Here is a 16,083-nt window from a genome sequence, read left to right on the forward strand (position 1 = left end):
GCTTGCGTACAACTAGGAGGCAGTGCGTGAATCATGACCTGCTCTCCCGCATCGATCGCAGTTTGGGTGACTCGTTGGACGAACGTGTGGTAGCACACTGTCCAGAAGGCCTTTCAGTCCATCTGGTTCAACATGTATGTCTACGCCGCGATACAAGCCTGCACGATTGCTGGCATGCGCACCCATACGCATGCGGAGGCATCAACCGCTCTGTCGGTAGGGTCTCAGGCGTTCGGTCAGGTGAGCACAGACATCAACACCAACACCAGTTCCCTAGCAGGCACGGCAGTCGGCACCCAGGCATGCATGGCTACACAGTTGCGTGCACCCATGCATGTCCGTCTCCCAGCCAGTCCATTGACCTGTGCCCAAACACAGGTACAGGCACGGATGCAGGCAAGGTCCTCAGCAGGCATGCAACGAAGCATGCATATCCGCCTGCCCGCCAGTCACCACACCAGCCGAACCACAGAATTCCAAGCGGGCTGGCCAGTGAGTCAGGACGTCACCCGGGCTGCCCAGATGCGGGCAAGCCTCTCAGTCGGCTGCCAAGCCTGTCGTCCGGTCAGCTTGTCTGCCGCCCCGCAGACCAGCACACAGGTCGCCCCGCCTGCCGCCCTCAGGGCCTGATGCCCGACCTGTACGCACATGCCGCAGCAAGCTTCCGTGCACTCATCGCTGCGAACAGGCTCTGATGCAGGTACCCACACCCGCGTGCAAAGGAGACAAGCAGCAGGTCGCCCCACTCCCCGGCCTGCACGCGAGAGGGTCTGACGCACGGCCGGGGAACAACTGGGTCGGGCAATGCACTGACAAACCAGCCAGCAACTTGGTCGCTCAGTAAGCCCGTAGCCACGTACGCAGGTGAGCATGGAGGGGGAGTGGCCGACCGCTCTCCGAGTGGGCCCTGACATCTGTCCGGCCGTGTGCCACGATGCCGATACCTGGGTGTGTGGGTCCATGAATGTCATGATCTTCGTGCTAACTTGGGCTCCGCCCTCTCCCACTGCTTTCCTGGAGGTGACTGTCCTTGCTGAGATGCCACCTGGCTCCCTCACCGGGCAGTCAACATCTTGGAATGCGATGTGGACGGCATGTACTCAAGCGGCCTTCACAACATCGGGCCACGTGGTGTCACTTGCCGGACTCCCAACCCGAAGTATCCGTATGAGCTGCGACGACGGGGGAACACGAGGGCGATTCGGTGCCGTGGAGGGCAGGTTCGGGCCCTACCGGACACCGTCTTCGACCGCCTCGGAGCGCAGAATCGTTCTGAGCGAAGTTTGACCACCCGTACCAGCTCAAAAGGGGCGCTTCGCGCCCTGTTTTCGGGCCTGAACCAGAGTGAGAGGACCCATGGCCAGCCCCTTCGAAGCGCCTGACGCTCATGCGCAGCCCCACGGCATCCCTTGGGAGTCGCTGTCGCACATCTTCATGTTCGGCAACGGCAAGGGGGGCGTCGGTAAGTCGTCCATCTCCGCCAACGCCGCGGGCAAGGCCGCTCGCAGCGGACTGCGCACACTCATCATCGACTGCAACGCGCAAGGCAACATCGCGCGCGAGCTCGGGTACAAGCGGGCCGAGTGGAACGACGGGGGAGCGGGGCTGATCGAGTCGCTGCGCACCGGCGCACCCCTGACTCCGGTCGAGAACGTGCGGGAGAACCTGGATGTCGTCCTCGGCGGTCCGGCGCTCGGCGACGAGTTCGGGATCTTCTTCCACACGCTTCTCGCCAAGGAAGGCCCGCAGGCGTATCTGCGGCTGCTGACGTGCCTGCTGCCGATCGCGCACCGGTACCAGATCATCGTGCTCGACACCCCGCCGGAGAACCCGTCGCTCCAGCGTCTCGCCCTGGCCGCCGCGCGATGGCTCGTCATCCCGGTCAAGAGCGACGGGGGCGCGGAGGACGGTCTCGCGCAGATCGGGCTCGAGTTCTCCTACGTCAAGTTCGTCAGCCACATCAATCCGCACATCGCGCTGCTCGGCGTACTGCTGTTCGACACCGGGCGCAACTACAGCGGCATTCACGCCGATGTGCGGCTCCAGGTGCAGAAGGTGCTGGGTGCGGAGGCCCACATGTTCAAGCACCTCATCGGGCACACGGAGTCGGTAGCCAGGCTGGTGCGGAAACGCGGTCTGCTCGTCCACGAGCTGGCGGAACAGCGGGCGAACGGCGACCGGTCCGTCCCCGGGGCCGTGACGGGGCTCGACTCGGACTACGAAGGATTCACCGAAGAGATGTTCGCAAGGGCCCTGGAGCTCAGGAAGGACGCCGCGGCATGACACCGCCGAAGAACAAGAGGACCGAAGCCCAGGACGACGAGCAGAGCATGTCGGACGAAGGCGTCGGCAACCTGTTCAGCGGGGGAGGGGCGCCGTCCGGCGCGCTCGCCGGCTGGGCCACGCCGCAGAGCCCCGCACCCGCCGCCACGCCGCCACAGCCCGTCCCGGCCGCCGTACGCCCCGTCGTCGTACCGCAGCCCAGCCGTGAGCTCGCCGACGAGCCCGCACCGGCGGTCGCGGACGCGGACACGGCGAAGCCGGTGGGGTTCTACGTGTCGGCCAATGTGGCCGCCCGTTTCCGCAAGCTGCGCAAGAGTAGTGACCTGACGCACACCCAGATCGTGTTTCTCGCGGTGGAGGCCGCCGTCGAGAAGGGACTCGCCCAGGTGGTCGAGGACGCCCGCCGCGCGCCCAAGTTCCAGTCGAAGCTGTTCGCGGTCGCCCCGGACAACACGGATCTGCGCGGGCTCGGACCCGTACAGCTCCAGTACAAGCCGACGAGGGCTCAGCGCGGGGTCATCGACGGACTGGTGAGCGAGGCCGGGCTGCCGGACCACACCAAGTTCCTGGCGGTCGTGCTCGACCAGTACCTGCCGGGGCGCAGGGACGCCTGAGACCCGGCCCACGGAGCTCAAGGAGCGGTCCAGCCGGGGTCGAGGACCAGCCCCGGGCGGGTGCAGAGTCCCACGGGACCGAACGGGGCGGGACTGAACGGGGCTCACGCGGCCGGTTCAGTCCCGTTGCCATAAAACCGCAGGTCAGAGCATTTCCTGCCCACCACAACGGGTCTGACGGGGCTGAACCTCGTAGTTATCAGCTACTCAAGAATATGGGAACACGTGTACGCGCGCGTACGACGTCTGATTCTCTATGCTGGGGATAACTACACGGTTCAGCCCCGTCAGACCCGTTGTTTTGCAGGCCAATGCTTTGACCTGCGGTTTTGTGTGCGGGGCTGAACGGGACCGAACGGGATCGAGCCCGCACGGGACTGAACCAGCCCCGGAGCCCGCCGCCCGGCCAGGGATGTCACGGGACTGACGGGACTCAGTTTTCCCGACACGTGAGTCTTCCCCGGTTGTGGCCACCGAAGGTGGGCTACGCTCTGCTCGGCTAACTCAAAAGCTCAGTCCCTTCAGTCCCGTAGTCCCGTGGTTTCGCCGGCGCAGGCCTCATGGAGGCGCGCGGAACGACGGCCCGCACACGAAAAGCCCGACAAAGGACCCGAAGTTGCTCGACCAGGCCTCGACCTTCCCGCCGGTCCCCGCCGGGCGGTCCGTCGGCGCGCAGCGCCCGGACCCCGCGCGAGGACGCTCATGAGCGCCGAGCCCGTGCGCTTCGACGCCGAAGCCGCAGCCAGGCAGATTCATCAGCACAGCCTCGACATCGCTCTCCAGGAGCAGCCGAACCTTCCCGCGCAGCAGAACGAAACACCTCCCGCCCGGCCCGCGGGGCTGTTGCCGGGCTCCCTCACCGACCGCGGCAACGCGAAGCTGTTCGCCCGTCTCTACCGGGACCGCTTCCGGTACGTCATCGGCATGGGCTGGCACTCCTGGGACACCTACCGCTGGAAGCTGACCGGTGGCGAGGAGGCCGCCGTCTGGGCGGCCGGCGAGATGGCCGAGCAGTACGCCGCCCACGACCCGAGCGGCCGTTTCACGGACCGGCAACTGGCCGGGCACAGCCGCCACTCCGAGTCGACCGCCGGGGTCAAGGCCCTCCTCTTCCAGGCCCAGGCCGCGCCGAGCCTGCGCCTGGACCCGGACGTCCTGGACGGCGACATCTACGCCCTGTGCACCCCGGCCGGCGTGGTGGACCTGCGTACCGGAGAACTGCGCAAGCCCGATCCCCTCACGGACATGCACTCGCGCGCCACCACCGTCGCCCCGCTCAAGATGCCGGTCCCGCGGTGGGACAGCTTTCTGCGGGACACCTTCGGCGGCGACGACAAGGGCCTGGAGACCACACGCTTTCTGCACCTGCTGCTCGGCTACTCCGTCACCGGGGACGTCGGCGCGCAGGTCCTGCCGTTCCTGTACGGCTCCGGAGCCAACGGCAAGTCCGTGCTCCTGGAGGTCATGACACAGATCCTCGGCGACTACGCGAACGCCGCACCGCCCGGATTCCTCATGGAGAAGGGCAAGTTCACCGAGCACTCCACCGAGCTGACCGAGCTGCACGGGCGCCGCATCGTCGTCTGCTCCGAACTCAAGCCCAACGACAAGTTCAACGAGGCCCGGGTCAAGCTGCTCACCGGAGGCGACACCATCACCGCCCGGCGCATGCGGCAGAACTTCTTCACCTTCACCCCGACCCACAAGCTCTGGCTGCTCGGCAACCACCGCCCCGAGGTCGGCACCGGCGGCCACGCGTTCTGGCGCAGGATGCGCATCATTCCCTTCGAGCGGCGTGTTCCCGACGAGCGCAAGATCGACAATCTGGCCGCCGAGCTCGTCGCCGACGAGGGCCCCGGCATCCTGCAGTGGCTCATCGAGGGTGCCCAGCGCTACCTGGCCACCCGGGACTCGCTGGCGGGACCCGCCTCCGTGCGGGTCGCCACGGCCGCGTACGAGACCACCGAGGACCACGTCGGACGGTTCGTCACCGAACGCTGTACCAAGGGCGAGGGCGAAGGCCCCAACCCCGACCTCCGCGTCGAACAGAAGCTGCTGTACGAGACGTACTGCCGCTGGTGCTCGGACGAAGGCATCCGGGCCTCCACACCGCGTGCCTTCGCCAGCCGCATCCGTCAGGAACTCGGTCTGGCGTCACCTGCGGAAATGATCAAGAATAATGCGACCAAGCTCTATCCGGGCATCGCGCTGCTCCCGGAGTGCGCGGTCGAGGGGGGCGCACGATGACCGACTGCGCCCTGCCCGCGATTCTCGGGCACCCGTACGATGGAGGCGGACGTTCCGGACTGCGCACCGCCGTCCGGGGCACCAGCCTCGCGAACGACACACCACCAGGCCGACCCGCGGCCGCCCACACGCAGGAGGGCCGATGAGCGCACTGCCCCAGGAAGGCGATGTCGCCCAGGAGGTCGAGATCGTGTGGCTGGAGGACCCGATGGGCCTCGACTACGTCCGACAGGCCCTGGACAAGGTCAACACCCGTAAGGGCAAGCCCCGGTACGAGCGCGACGGCCGTCTCATCGGCTACTCCAACCTCGCGCCGAAGGCACCCCGGAGCCTGGGCAGCGGTCTGTTCGCCCGCCGTACGTTCTACCTTCTGCCGCACGACCGCCCCAACCGGCCCGACGACCCCGAGTGCCCCTACAAGGTCGGCTCGCCGCTTGAGGCGGTCGACCCGCGCACGGTCGCGCCGGGCGAGGTCGGGGAGAAGACCAACCGTTCGCAGGGCACCGCGGAGACGGTTCCGGCCCGTTCCTGAGCCGGCGTACGACGCGGCGGGGGCCCGGCCCGACGGGCCGCCCGGTCACCTGGGCCGCACGGGGCCCGTCAGCGTCGAGGTGAAGACGGCCTCGCCGTCCTGCCGGCCCACGACTTCCACGGTCAGCAGCTCGTTGTGCTCCGCCGAGATCCGGGTCACCTCGGCCCAGCAGGGGCGGTCGAGTTCGGCGTAGCGGTGGAAGACCGTGGCCCCGCTCGCGGGGGACATCACCTGGGGCGCGACCAGGGTGCTCGCCGCCTGACGCGCCGCTTCGAGCAGCACCATGCCGGGCAGATGGTCACCGGAGTGGTCGAAGAAGATCGGGTGGTTCAGATCCGGGGTCAGCAGCCAGCGCGATGAATCGTCGGTCGGGGTGAGCACCACGTCGGCCGCGGAGTGACGGCCGACGGCGGCCGGCGCCATGGGGGCACGGTCCGGCCCGGTCCACGGCACCGCGGAGTCGTCGCGCTGCGGACGGCTCGCGCGCAGACGGTTGTAGACGCGCGGGGCGATGGCGGAGAAGTGCGACGTTCCGTGCGCGACGAGGGCGCCGTCGCGGTGGATGGTGAACTCCATGTGGAACTGGCTGACGGTGCGCCCGCTGTAGGCGCTGTCCGCACATCTCACGTCCAGCACGAAGTCGGTCGGGCGGGGGCCTATGTTCAGATTTTCCAGATACGTCGTGTAATTGAGGTTCCACATCACGAAGTGGTGGCCGAGCGGTATGCCCATTTCGGCGTGCGCCAGGAACATACCGGCCTGGCGGAATGTCTCGGCCACTTGGAGGGGGTCGTGGCTGCGTCCGTCCAGGCTGTTGAAAAGCGTGTGAGCGCGCGGCCACTGCCCGGTCAGCGTGAAGCACAGCCCTTCCTGGTCGGTGCAGCCGGTGAGGAACACCTCGGCCAGGGAGGCGCGGTGGACGTACTCCTTGGGAACCGTCGTGGTGAGCTTGGGCATATCGGGCAGTTCGGTATTGCTACTCGCAATGGACAGAGCCATGGGGACCCCCGTCTTGTACCTGTAGTCAACGACGACGCCTATAAGATACGGACCTACCGGTTTTCTTAACGTGAGACCGAAAGTAAAATCTTTGCAAAGTGCGGCCTGTTTAGTTGAGTCCGCCATTCCGCTTTGCGGGCTGTGCGCAGCATCAAATCGGGGCGAAAAGTAGGGAGAACCGGACTTAAGGGTGTTCATCGGTTCCCCGGAGCACGGAAATGCGGCAGCGCAGAAACCGGTTGTGTGCGATGTTTTCTCGCGAGGTACCCAGCGCGAACGTCAGGCCGTCAGACAGACAGGGAGTTCGCTGGATGAACGCACCACTCTGTACGCTCCGCCTCGCCGCGGTCAACATCGACGGAGTCCTGCTCAACGACACGTTCAGCCCGGTCCTGCACCAGCTCGTGGTCGAGTGGGGCGGTACCTACACCGCCGAGCTGGAACAGCGCCTGCTGTCGCAGTCGCAGAGCGCGGCGGCGCGCGCCCTGGCCGGGGCCACCGGCGTGGACATGACCGAACAGGAAGTGCTCCGGGCCTACTTCGCGGCCCGCGAGCGCTATGTGCGCGCGCATCCGGTGCGCCTCGTCGAGGGCGCCGTGCCGCTGCTGAAGCGGTTGCGGGCGCTGGGCCTCGACCTCGTCTGCTACGGCGGCCTGGGGGCGGACCACTTCGAACGCCATCTGGGCGAGAGCGCCTCGTGGTTCACCGCCCCCGGGTACATCTGCACCAACGACTTCAGACCCGGGATCCGTGAGATCGCCGAGGACCGCTTCGGTCTCCGCCGCGAGCAGGTGCTCTTCATCGATGACGCGGCCTCGTTCGCGGTCCGGGCCCGCGAGCTGGACGTCCCCTTCATCGGCCACCCCAGCTCCTTCGAGCACGGCTTCCAGCCGGCCCTGATGCGTGCGGCCGGCACCCGGCACATGGTCGGCTCGCCGGACGAGATCGACGAGGCCCTGGTGCGCAGGCTCGACCGGGAGGCCGGGGAGGGCACCGTCTGGCGGGACGCGGCCCGGCCGCGGAGCGCGGAGGTGTGCATATGAAAGGCACCGCTCCGATCCTGGAGGGAAAGATCGCGATCGTCCACGGCGCCAGCAGCGGTATCGGGGCCGCCGCGGGGCGGGTGTTCGCCCGGCACGGCGCTGTCGTCGTGCTGACGGCCCGTCGGGAGAACCGGCTGCGCGAGCTCGAGGACGAGCTTCGCGGCACGGGCGCCGAGGTGACCCACCAGGTCCTGGACGTGCGCGACGGGGAGGCCGTGCGGCGCGTGGTGGAGAGCACCGTGGAGCGGCACGGACGACTGGACGTGGCCTTCAACAACGCGGGCGTCGGCCTCCCGAGGACCCCGATGCACCTCATCGGAGACGATGTGTACGACCATGTCGTCGGTACGAACGTGACGGGGGTGTGGAACTGCATGCGCCACGAGATCGCGGCCATGCTGGAGGGCAAGGGCGGGGCGATCGTCAACACCAGTAGTGTCGGCGGGCTGGTCGCCTCCGGCACCGGGGCCCCCTACATCGCGTCCAAGCACGCGGTGATCGGACTGACCAAGGCGGCCGCCGTCGAGTACGCGGCGCAGGGCATCCGCGTCAACGCGATCGCTCCGGGGCTGACCCGCTCCGAGATGACCGCCGAGTGGTTCGCGAGCTCACCGGAGACCGAGGCGCGGGCCCACCGGTCCGCACCGCAGAAGCGGGCCGCGGCCCCGGAAGAGGTGGCGGAGACGGCCGCCTGGCTGTGCAGTGACCTGGCGAGTTTCGTGACGGGCGTGACGGTGCCGGTGGACGGAGGCCGGACCGCCTGGTAACCCCCGGAAGATGGCACCGCCCCCCTGAAGTACCCCTAGGGGGAGCGGCCTACAGGGCTGGAAACGGGTAAGGTACCTCCCGTTCGGTTTTGTTCGCCATCGGAGGAGGGACATGGCACGGCAAGAGCGTGCGATACGTACCCGCCGCGCTGTTATAGAGGGCGCCGCCGGGGTGTTCGCCGAACGGGGTTACGCAGCGGCCACCATGGCCGAGATCCTTGAGCGTGCCGGTGTGACCAAGGGCGCTCTCTACTTCCATTTCGACTCCAAGGAAGCCCTGGCGCGCGGCGTCATAGACGCGCAGGTCGACCCCGCGCGGTGGGCACCGCGCGATCTGAGGCTGCAGGAGTGGGTCGACGTCGGGATGACGCTGGCCCACCGGATTCCTCGCGATGTCATCCTGCTCGCCGGTATCCGCCTCTCGGCCGACATGCAGGGCCGCGCCCGCTTCGGCAGCGCGTGGCCCGCCTGGACCGGCCTGATCGCCAAGCTCGTCACCGAGGCGAAGGAACGGGGCGAGGCGCTGCCGCACGTGAACCCCGAGGAGACCGCGCAGTGTTTCGTCGGCGCGTGGATCGGGACCCAGACGATGTCCGAGGTGGAGTCCGGCTGGAAGGATCTCCACCAGCGCATCTCCGTGCTGTACAACCATGTGCTGCCCGCCATCGCCACGCCTGCGGCGCTGATCAGACTGGACACCGCGCCGGACCGCGGTGCCCGGGTCCTGGCCGAGCTCAACGAAGAGACCGACAGACCGTTCGTGTCCGCCGGCGCGTAGCCGGCGGACCGCACTCGAGAATCCCTCGATTCCGGCTGCTGCCGACCGCGGCGCGATCCGGTGCGGTCGGCGGCGGCACCGGCGGGAAACAGCGGACCGCGCGGCGACCGCATGTGCGTGTACCTGCTCTTCCTTGCCTTTCAGCCGCCGTGCGCGTCCGTGACCTGAGACGGACGTGCCAGTCCTTCATAAACCAACCAGGCATGCGGTTTGCTATTGTTTTCGAGTCAGGACACCGCTGTCCGCGGAGACCGGAGTGGGGGACTCGGCGCGTCGCTCGGGGCGGGAATGAGGAGGAACCCATGGTCCAGCAGGAGCGGGCGGCCCGCACCCGGCGTGCTCTCATCATCGCGGCCGCGGAGGTCTTCGCCGACGACGGGTACGCCCTGGCCTCGCTTCCTGCGATCAGCAAGCGGGCCGGTGTGAGCACCGGTGCCCTCCACTTCCACTTCTCGAGCAAGGACGCGCTGGCCGCCGCGGTCGAGAACACCGCGGAACTCGGCCTGCGGAACCTGGTCGACGAGTGCCACGAGTCGTCGGGCACCTTGCTCCAGTGCCTGGCGTGCACCGTGACGCGCCTGCTCGAAGCCGTCCGCGAGGACCCCGTGACCCGGGCGGGTCTCCGGCTGGGCGGCGATCCCTCCCGGAAGAGCGGAGGCGGTGTCGTCGTCTGGTGGTACGAGTGGGTCAGCGATCTGCTGGCACGGGCGAGAGAGACCGGCGAACTCCCGGACGAGGTCTCCCCGGAGGGCGCGGCCACCGTCATCTCCGCGGCCGTCGCGGGTGTGGTGCTGCTCGGCGGCACCCGTGGTCCGGAGCAGCCGCCGTACGCACACATGGTCCCGTTCCGCGAATTCCTCCTGTCCTGGCTGTTCGCCCCGCCGCCGGACGGGCACCCCGGGCAGGGCTGCGGGCTGCCGGCGGGGACGGCCGCCACTGGCTGACGGGCCGACGGGTCCTGCCCGCCTCAAGTCGTACTCCAGCCGGGCGCCGCATCCTTGGTCCGCTGATCCGGGCCGTTGGAGAGGGGGCCAGCAGGGATGTCCTCGCACCAGGCACATGTGGCCGAATACGCGATCTCGGTGGCGGCTCCCGTCGGCGTGGTCTACGGCCTGCTCGCGGACCCGCTCCGATGGCCCGTGCTGTTTCCGTCGTACATCCATACGGAGCGCATAGACGGTGACGGCTCCCGTGAACTGCTGCACCTGTGGGACATGACGAGCGACGGCCTGCGCGCCCTGCATGTGCGCCGGCGCCTGCATCCGCATGCCAGAACCATCGAGACCGAGCGGATCGATCCCGTGACGCAGCGGGTCATCGGGTGCGGCGTCTGGCGGGTGACGTCCGACGCCAACGGCGGCAGCGTGCTGAGCCTGCGCAGGGAACTGGGCGCATCTCCCTACCCGCTGCCCTGGGCCGACGCGGCCGCGCAGGATCTCGATACGGAGGTCAGGGCGCGGCTCGACGAGGTCAAGGCGGTGGCCGAGCGCTGGGAGCGGCTGGACGAACTGCTGCTCGCCTTCTCGGACAGCGTCCGCACCACCGGGCCGCCGGAACTGGTCTACGACTTTCTCCAACGCGTCGAGGACTGGCCCGACCTGGTGCCGCACATCGAGTGGACCGAAGTCAGCACGGACGCCCCGGGCGTCCAGATCGTCGACATCGACAGCACTGCCTGGGACGGCGGCGACACCGTCACATCGGGCGCCGTCCGGCTCTGTTTCCCGGCCGCCGGAAGCATCGTCCACAAGGACGTGGTGGCGCCCCAGATCCTCGCGGGGCACACCGTCCGGTGGACCCTGCTGCCGGACAGCACGGGTCTCACGGTGGTCTGTACGCACTGGGTGATGCTCAGGGAAGAGGCCCTCGCCTCGTTCCTCGGCGCCGAAGCCACCCTCACCGACGCGCGCCACGAGGTGCGTACGGGGCTGGGGGAGGCCTCCGCCGAGATCCTCGGGCTGGCCAAGTGGCATGCGGAGAGCGCCCTGCGCCACGTGGGGTGAGCGACCGCACCGGCAGGACCGACGAGGAGGAAGGCCGATGGGTGTGAGCGGGCAGGGATCGCTCCTGCGGGACGAGCGGGCGGTCGCGCCGGCCGTCGTGCCGCCCTTCCATGCGGCGGCGGCGCTGCCGGCCGCCGCGATCCAGCGTGCCTGGCGGCTTGAGGCGCTGCTCGGGGACCCGCGCGACCGGGCCAATCCGTACGGCCACCACGCCCTGGCCCACCAAGGCGGACGGCGGCTGCTGTCCGCGCTCGCCGGCATCGTCGAAGCGGAGATCCGGCCGGCCGGCAAGGGCGGGCACTTCACGGGTGGCGATGTGATGGCCGCCGCCCTGCGCCCGCTGTTCCGCCGCGACCTGGAGCACGGTCACGCCGCCGTCACCACGGTCCTGTCCGCCGAAGGGCCCGACGGGCCGCTGCCGGACCGGAGCGTGGAACTGGCCCGGCTGCTCGGGCCCGTGGCACTGGCCGCCGCGGCCGGAACCGCGCTGCGTGCGGCGGTGCGCGCCGTGGCCGAGGGGGAGCGGCGGACACCGGGGCTCTCGCGCTGGCGTGCCTCGCTCGCCCGGAGCTTCGCCGACCTGCTCGCGTGCGAGAGCCTGACGGCCGTGGCGCTGCGGTCGCTGAGCCGTTCGCCCGGTACGGGACGGGCGTTGCGCGCGGCGGCGGGCTGTGTCGTACCCGCCCTGACCGCCGAGATCCTGGACGAGGCCGTGCTCACCCTGGGCGAGTGCGGTCATGGGCCCGACAGCCCCGTGCTGCGGTGGTGCCTGCGGACGGCGGCCGGGGTGTCCCGGGTGCGCGAGGCGAGCGGGACGGCCGATTGCAGGGCCCAGCTGATCCGCGGGCTGCCGTCGTCGGCCGGCCCCGGTGGCGGCCGTGCCGCGGACCGCCCCGGCGCGGTGCGCGGGGACGCGGTGGCCGGCGGTGAGGTGCCGCCCGTGGACTGGGAGGCGGAGCTGCACGGTGTCCTCGACGCCGCGGCGGCCCGTGGCGGCCCCGGCGCGGCCGGGGCGGCTTCCGGGCAGGTCCGGGCGGCGCAGCGGCTGCTCGCCGAGCGCAGACTGCTGACCGGGCCGGAGCGGGGCGTGCCCGGGGCGGGCGCGGCCGCGGCCGAGCGGTATGCCCAACTCCTCACGGTCTGCGTGGTGCTGGCGGTCGGCCGGGACGCGGGCGCGTACGGCGGCAGCCGCTTCCTCGCCTCCGGGGGCTGGGCGCCGGTGGCGCTCGCCCGTGGCGTCCAGCGTCTCGGCCTGCCACCGGTCGGCCCCTTCGAAGCGGCGCAGGCGGGTGTCGAGGCGGAGCTGGCCCGGCGCGACCGGCTGAGTGCCGACAGCGACCTCCACGCCACCAGGATTCTGTGGTGACCGCCGCCGCCGGGGGTGGGGCGCCGGTGTACGTGAACTGCCCCGACGGTCCCTGGGACGTGGTGCAGGACCGTTTCAGCAGTGCGGGGCGCGTGGTCGTGCACACCACGTGGGGGGTGTGGGCGCCGGCCGCGCTGCTCGATCCGGAGCTGCGCCGGACGCTGGGCCGGGACTGGCCCCGTTACCGGCAGTTCCCCGGCACCGGGCAGCGGCTCGGGTTCGCCGCCTCGCGCTATGTCATGAAGTACACCGTGGCCGCGGCGCTGGAGGTTCCCGTCCAGGCCATCGACTTCACCTTCCGGCCCGGCGGACGCCCCGGGGTGCGCGGCTGGGACGAGCTCTCGCTGAGCCTGGCGCACACCGACGAACTGCTCGTCGTCGCGGTGAGCGGCACGGGGGCGATCGGCGTGGACATCGAACGGGCCGACCGGTCCATTCCCTTCGACCTGATGGGCGAGGAGATGTGCACTCCCCGCGAGGCCCGCCGGCTGGCCGTGATGCCCGCCGAGCGACAGCGCGCCGAGCTGCTGCGGCTGTGGACCCTGAAGGAGGCGTACACCAAGGCGCTCGGCTACGGCCTGCGCCACAGCTTCTCCCGGGTGGGCTTCGACGAGGACGCCGAAGGGCGTACCAGGCTGGCCGCGCCCGCACCCGACGCCGACGCCTGGACCTTCGACACCCACCGGGTCCAGGACCGGTATCTGGTGAGCGAGGCCCACCGCGGTGCGCCGCCCGTCCGGGCGGCGGACCCGTCCGCGGCCACCGGCACGTCCACCGCCCAGGACGAGGGCGCGCGGGACCGGGGATGAACGGTGGACGCCCGAACCCGGGCGGCGTCCTGTGCGTGACCCATACGGCGTCCGCGACGACGCCGGACGGCTCGCATGTGCTGGAGCTGCACGGGGCGCTGACACAGGCCGAGGCCGACCGGCTGGCGGCCCGGCTCGTCGAGCGCCATCACGCCTTCTCCGTCCTGTTCACGAGCCGGACCGACAGCCACCACACGCTGACGCTCGTCCCGCGTGACACCGCCCGTGGCCGGACGCCGCTGTCGCCCGAACTGCTCGCCGACGTCCTGCTGCTGCCGGGGGGCGCGCGGACCGTGCCGCTGTCGGGAACCCAGAGCGCACGGGTGCGGGCCGCCGTCCGCGCGCCGGACGATCCGGGCCGTCACGTCGAGCAGGTGGCCCTGCGCTGGACGGGCCCGCTGGACCCGCACCGCTTCGTGGCGGCCTGGCAGTCGGTGGCGGCCCGTGAGGTGGTGCTGCGCAGCGCGTTCGACTGGGTGGCAACCCCGCGGCTGGTGCTGCACGACCACGCGGACATCGAGGTCGCCCACCGCTCCCGTACGGCGTTCCGGTCCTGGAACGAGCTGTTGGCGGACGACCGGGCCCAGGGCTTCCCGCTGAACCGGGCGGGGCTGCTGCGGCTGACGCTGTTCGAGGACGCCCCGTCCGAAGCCGACGGGTCCGGACCGTCCACCCGCGTCCTGCTGACGTACCACCGGGCGCTGCTGGACGAGCGTGCCGTGCACGTCCTCCTGCGGGCCTTCTACCGCGCCTATCTGGCGGGCGGGGCGCTGCCCGGAGGGGAACGGCGCCCCGATGTCCGCGACCACGCCCGCTGGCTGGCCGCGCAGTCCCCGGACGCCGCACGCGCCTACTGGTCCCGGGCGGCCCCGCCGCCGGACGCCGCGGACGGCCCCGGCCGGCCGAGCGGCCCGACGCGGCAGAGCGGGGACGCCCGGATACGGCGCCGGCTCAGCCCCGCGCAGGTGCTGCGGCTGAGGTCCTGGGCGACCGCCCGGGGCGCGGGGGAGTGCAGCGCGCTGCACCTGGTGTGGGCGCTGCTGCTGCACCGGGCCACCGAGTACCCCGTCCGTCCGGGGCATGTGACCTTCGGTGTGCGTCTTTCGGGGCGGGACGTCGCGTTGTCGGGGGCGGCCGATGTGCCGGGCCTGCTGGGCGGCTGCGCACCGCTGACGGTGACCGTGGACCCGGCGGAGCCGCTGGAGGCGCTGATGCTCCGGCTGCGCGACGCCGGACTGGACATGGCCAACTACCCATGGGTCAGCGACGAGTTGCTGAGCCAGTGGACCGGCCGCGAGGTGCGGGCGGCGGACACCACGGTCGATTTCGACAGCAGGCCGCCGATGGTTCCGGCCGTGCGCGCGGAACTGGAGGCCCAGGGCATCCGGGTCGACGTGCCGCGCCTCGTCGGCGGCAGCGGCGCCGCGGTCACGCTCGTGGCGCGCCACGAGCCCGACGGGAGTCTCGGCCTGACCTCGCTGTACGACCGTGCGGTGCTGCGGGACGACGACGCCGCGCTGTTGCTTTCGCAGTGCGTGCGGATGCTGCGTGCGCTGGCGGAGTTCACCGACGCGGGCACCACCGTCGCGCAGCTCGTCCAGGTGCTGGACGGTCTGGACGTGCCGCGTGCGGCGGTGCGGCCGCCCCGGGCGCAGGTGCCCCGGGCGCCGTCGCTGACCACGCTGCGGCGCGGTGAGCCCGGCGCGGACGTCATCTGCCTGGTCGCGCAGGAGGGTGTGGTGGCCGGAGCCCACGACCGCTTCGCCCGCCTGCACGAAGGCCCTGAGCGCATTGTCGAACTGCGCTGCCAGGGCCCGCCGCTCGCCCTGCCGTCCGCTCTCGTGGAGGCCGTGCGCGGGGGCGGACTGCTGCTGTGCGGGTGCGGGCCGGGCGCGGTGACGGCGTACGAGATCGCGCGCACCGTCGCGCCCGGCCGGGTCCCGGTCGTGGTGATGGCGGGGACGGGGAGCGCCGAGGCGAGCGCGGACGCCCTCGCGGCCGCTCTGCGCTCGGTGGTGACGGGCCGGACCTAGGGCGTTTCGTTCGGATCGGTCCAGACCCCGCGAGACCGGCCCGATCCAGATGAAACGCCCTGGAGGTCGGGTGCGTGCGGCCGGATGCCGGCGGGGCGAGAACGTCCGTCGGGCGTATCGAACGAGTCTGAGGAGGCCGTCATGAAGGACCTGGACATCAGCGAGTACGGGGCGGGTGACCTGCTGCGCGTCGAGCGGGGGCGGGCCGATGCCGAGGAGGTGGCGGCGCTCACCGTTCTGCTGCTCGGCCTGCGCGCCCGGGGCCGTCAGCGGGACGGCGAGCGGCTGGAGCCGGAGTGGCCCCGGTGGCCGGAGCCGCGGGCGGCCTACCGGGCGCCCGGCAGCTGGCGGTGACGGAAATGGTCCACGTGCTGGGGGAGAGGACTGACATGGCTGTGGCGACGGCCTCCGGGCTCACGGAGCAGGGGACGGGAGACGGCGGCGGGCGGGTGGCCGAGCTGCACGCGATCCGTGAGCAGGCGCTGCGCGGGCCGAGCGACCGGGCGACGGAGGCGCAGCACGCCAAGGGCAAGCTGACGGCGCGTGAGCGCATCGCCCTGTTGCTCGACGAGGGTTCGTTCCATGAGGTGGAGCAGTTGCGCCGGCATC

15 protein-coding genes are annotated in these 16,083 nt (G+C 70.6%); 14 read left to right on the forward strand and 1 reads right to left on the reverse strand.

The annotated features are described in order from the left end of the window. The first annotated feature begins 1,356 nt into the window (after positions 1-1,356). The 4 genes from B082_RS36570 (at position 1,357) to B082_RS0124660 (ending at position 5,676) form a co-directional block, all read left to right on the forward strand. Positions 1,357-2,283: a ParA family protein gene (locus B082_RS36570; protein WP_018554467.1), complete on the forward strand. Its 927-nt coding sequence runs from the start codon at positions 1,357-1,359 to the stop codon at positions 2,281-2,283. Continuing rightward, the gene (locus tag B082_RS0124650) at positions 2,280-2,897 is read left to right on the forward strand and encodes a hypothetical protein (RefSeq protein ID WP_018554468.1); all 618 of its coding nucleotides are present in this window, start codon (positions 2,280-2,282) and stop codon (positions 2,895-2,897) included. The genes B082_RS36570 and B082_RS0124650 overlap by 4 nt, the downstream gene beginning before the upstream one ends. A 702-nt stretch (positions 2,898-3,599) precedes the next feature. After that, positions 3,600-5,144 (forward strand): DNA primase family protein, encoded by a 1,545-nt coding sequence (locus tag B082_RS0124655; RefSeq protein WP_018554469.1) that lies wholly within the window; start codon positions 3,600-3,602, stop codon positions 5,142-5,144. A 142-nt stretch (positions 5,145-5,286) separates the two neighbouring features. Further along, entirely contained in the window at positions 5,287-5,676 is a 390-nt protein-coding gene (locus tag B082_RS0124660) for a DUF6009 family protein (protein WP_018554470.1), read from the forward strand. A 45-nt stretch (positions 5,677-5,721) separates the two neighbouring features. Here B082_RS0124660 and B082_RS0124665 read toward each other — a convergent pair whose 3' ends face one another. After that, positions 5,722-6,675, reverse strand: a complete 954-nt coding sequence (locus B082_RS0124665) for a ScbA/BarX family gamma-butyrolactone biosynthesis protein (protein ID WP_026250161.1) — start codon at positions 6,673-6,675, stop codon at positions 5,722-5,724. 311 nt (positions 6,676-6,986) lie between these two features. Here B082_RS0124665 and B082_RS0124670 point away from each other — a divergent pair, with 311 nt between their 5' ends. The 10 genes from B082_RS0124670 to B082_RS0124715 form a co-directional block, all read left to right on the forward strand. After that, positions 6,987-7,718, forward strand: a complete 732-nt coding sequence (locus B082_RS0124670) for an HAD family hydrolase (RefSeq protein ID WP_018554472.1) — start codon at positions 6,987-6,989, stop codon at positions 7,716-7,718. Further along, positions 7,715-8,485 (forward strand): SDR family NAD(P)-dependent oxidoreductase, encoded by a 771-nt coding sequence (locus tag B082_RS0124675; protein ID WP_018554473.1) that lies wholly within the window; start codon positions 7,715-7,717, stop codon positions 8,483-8,485. Before B082_RS0124670 ends, B082_RS0124675 begins: the two co-directional genes overlap by 4 nt. A 112-nt stretch (positions 8,486-8,597) precedes the next feature. Continuing rightward, on the forward strand, positions 8,598-9,263 hold the full coding sequence (locus tag B082_RS0124680; protein WP_026250162.1) for a ScbR family autoregulator-binding transcription factor: 666 nt from the start codon (positions 8,598-8,600) through the stop codon (positions 9,261-9,263). Positions 9,264-9,565: 302 nt separating this feature from the next. Then, entirely contained in the window at positions 9,566-10,207 is a 642-nt protein-coding gene (locus tag B082_RS36575; protein ID WP_018554475.1) for a ScbR family autoregulator-binding transcription factor, read from the forward strand. A 96-nt stretch (positions 10,208-10,303) separates the two neighbouring features. Beyond that, complete coding sequence (locus B082_RS0124690) at positions 10,304-11,266, forward strand: SRPBCC family protein (protein ID WP_026250163.1); 963 nt, start codon at positions 10,304-10,306, stop codon at positions 11,264-11,266. A gap of 43 nt (positions 11,267-11,309) precedes the next feature. Further along, positions 11,310-12,632, forward strand: coding sequence for a hypothetical protein (locus tag B082_RS0124695; protein WP_026250164.1), 1,323 nt, complete (start codon positions 11,310-11,312; stop codon positions 12,630-12,632). Beyond that, the gene (locus tag B082_RS0124700) at positions 12,629-13,441 is read left to right on the forward strand and encodes a 4'-phosphopantetheinyl transferase family protein (protein WP_018554478.1); all 813 of its coding nucleotides are present in this window, start codon (positions 12,629-12,631) and stop codon (positions 13,439-13,441) included. Before B082_RS0124695 ends, B082_RS0124700 begins: the two co-directional genes overlap by 4 nt. Next, positions 13,438-15,474, forward strand: coding sequence for a condensation domain-containing protein (locus tag B082_RS36580; RefSeq protein ID WP_018554479.1), 2,037 nt, complete (start codon positions 13,438-13,440; stop codon positions 15,472-15,474). Before B082_RS0124700 ends, B082_RS36580 begins: the two co-directional genes overlap by 4 nt. Positions 15,475-15,615: 141 nt before the next feature. After that, complete coding sequence (locus B082_RS0124710; protein WP_018554480.1) at positions 15,616-15,828, forward strand: acyl-CoA carboxylase subunit epsilon; 213 nt, start codon at positions 15,616-15,618, stop codon at positions 15,826-15,828. 35 nt (positions 15,829-15,863) lie between these two features. After that, positions 15,864-16,083: carboxyl transferase domain-containing protein (locus B082_RS0124715; RefSeq protein WP_272920760.1), on the forward strand; the 220-nt coding region annotated here is incomplete at its 3' end.

This window comes from Streptomyces sp. ATexAB-D23, assembly GCF_000373645.1.
In the GTDB taxonomy this organism is placed as follows: Bacteria; Actinomycetota; Actinomycetes; order Streptomycetales; family Streptomycetaceae; genus Streptomyces; species Streptomyces castrisilvae.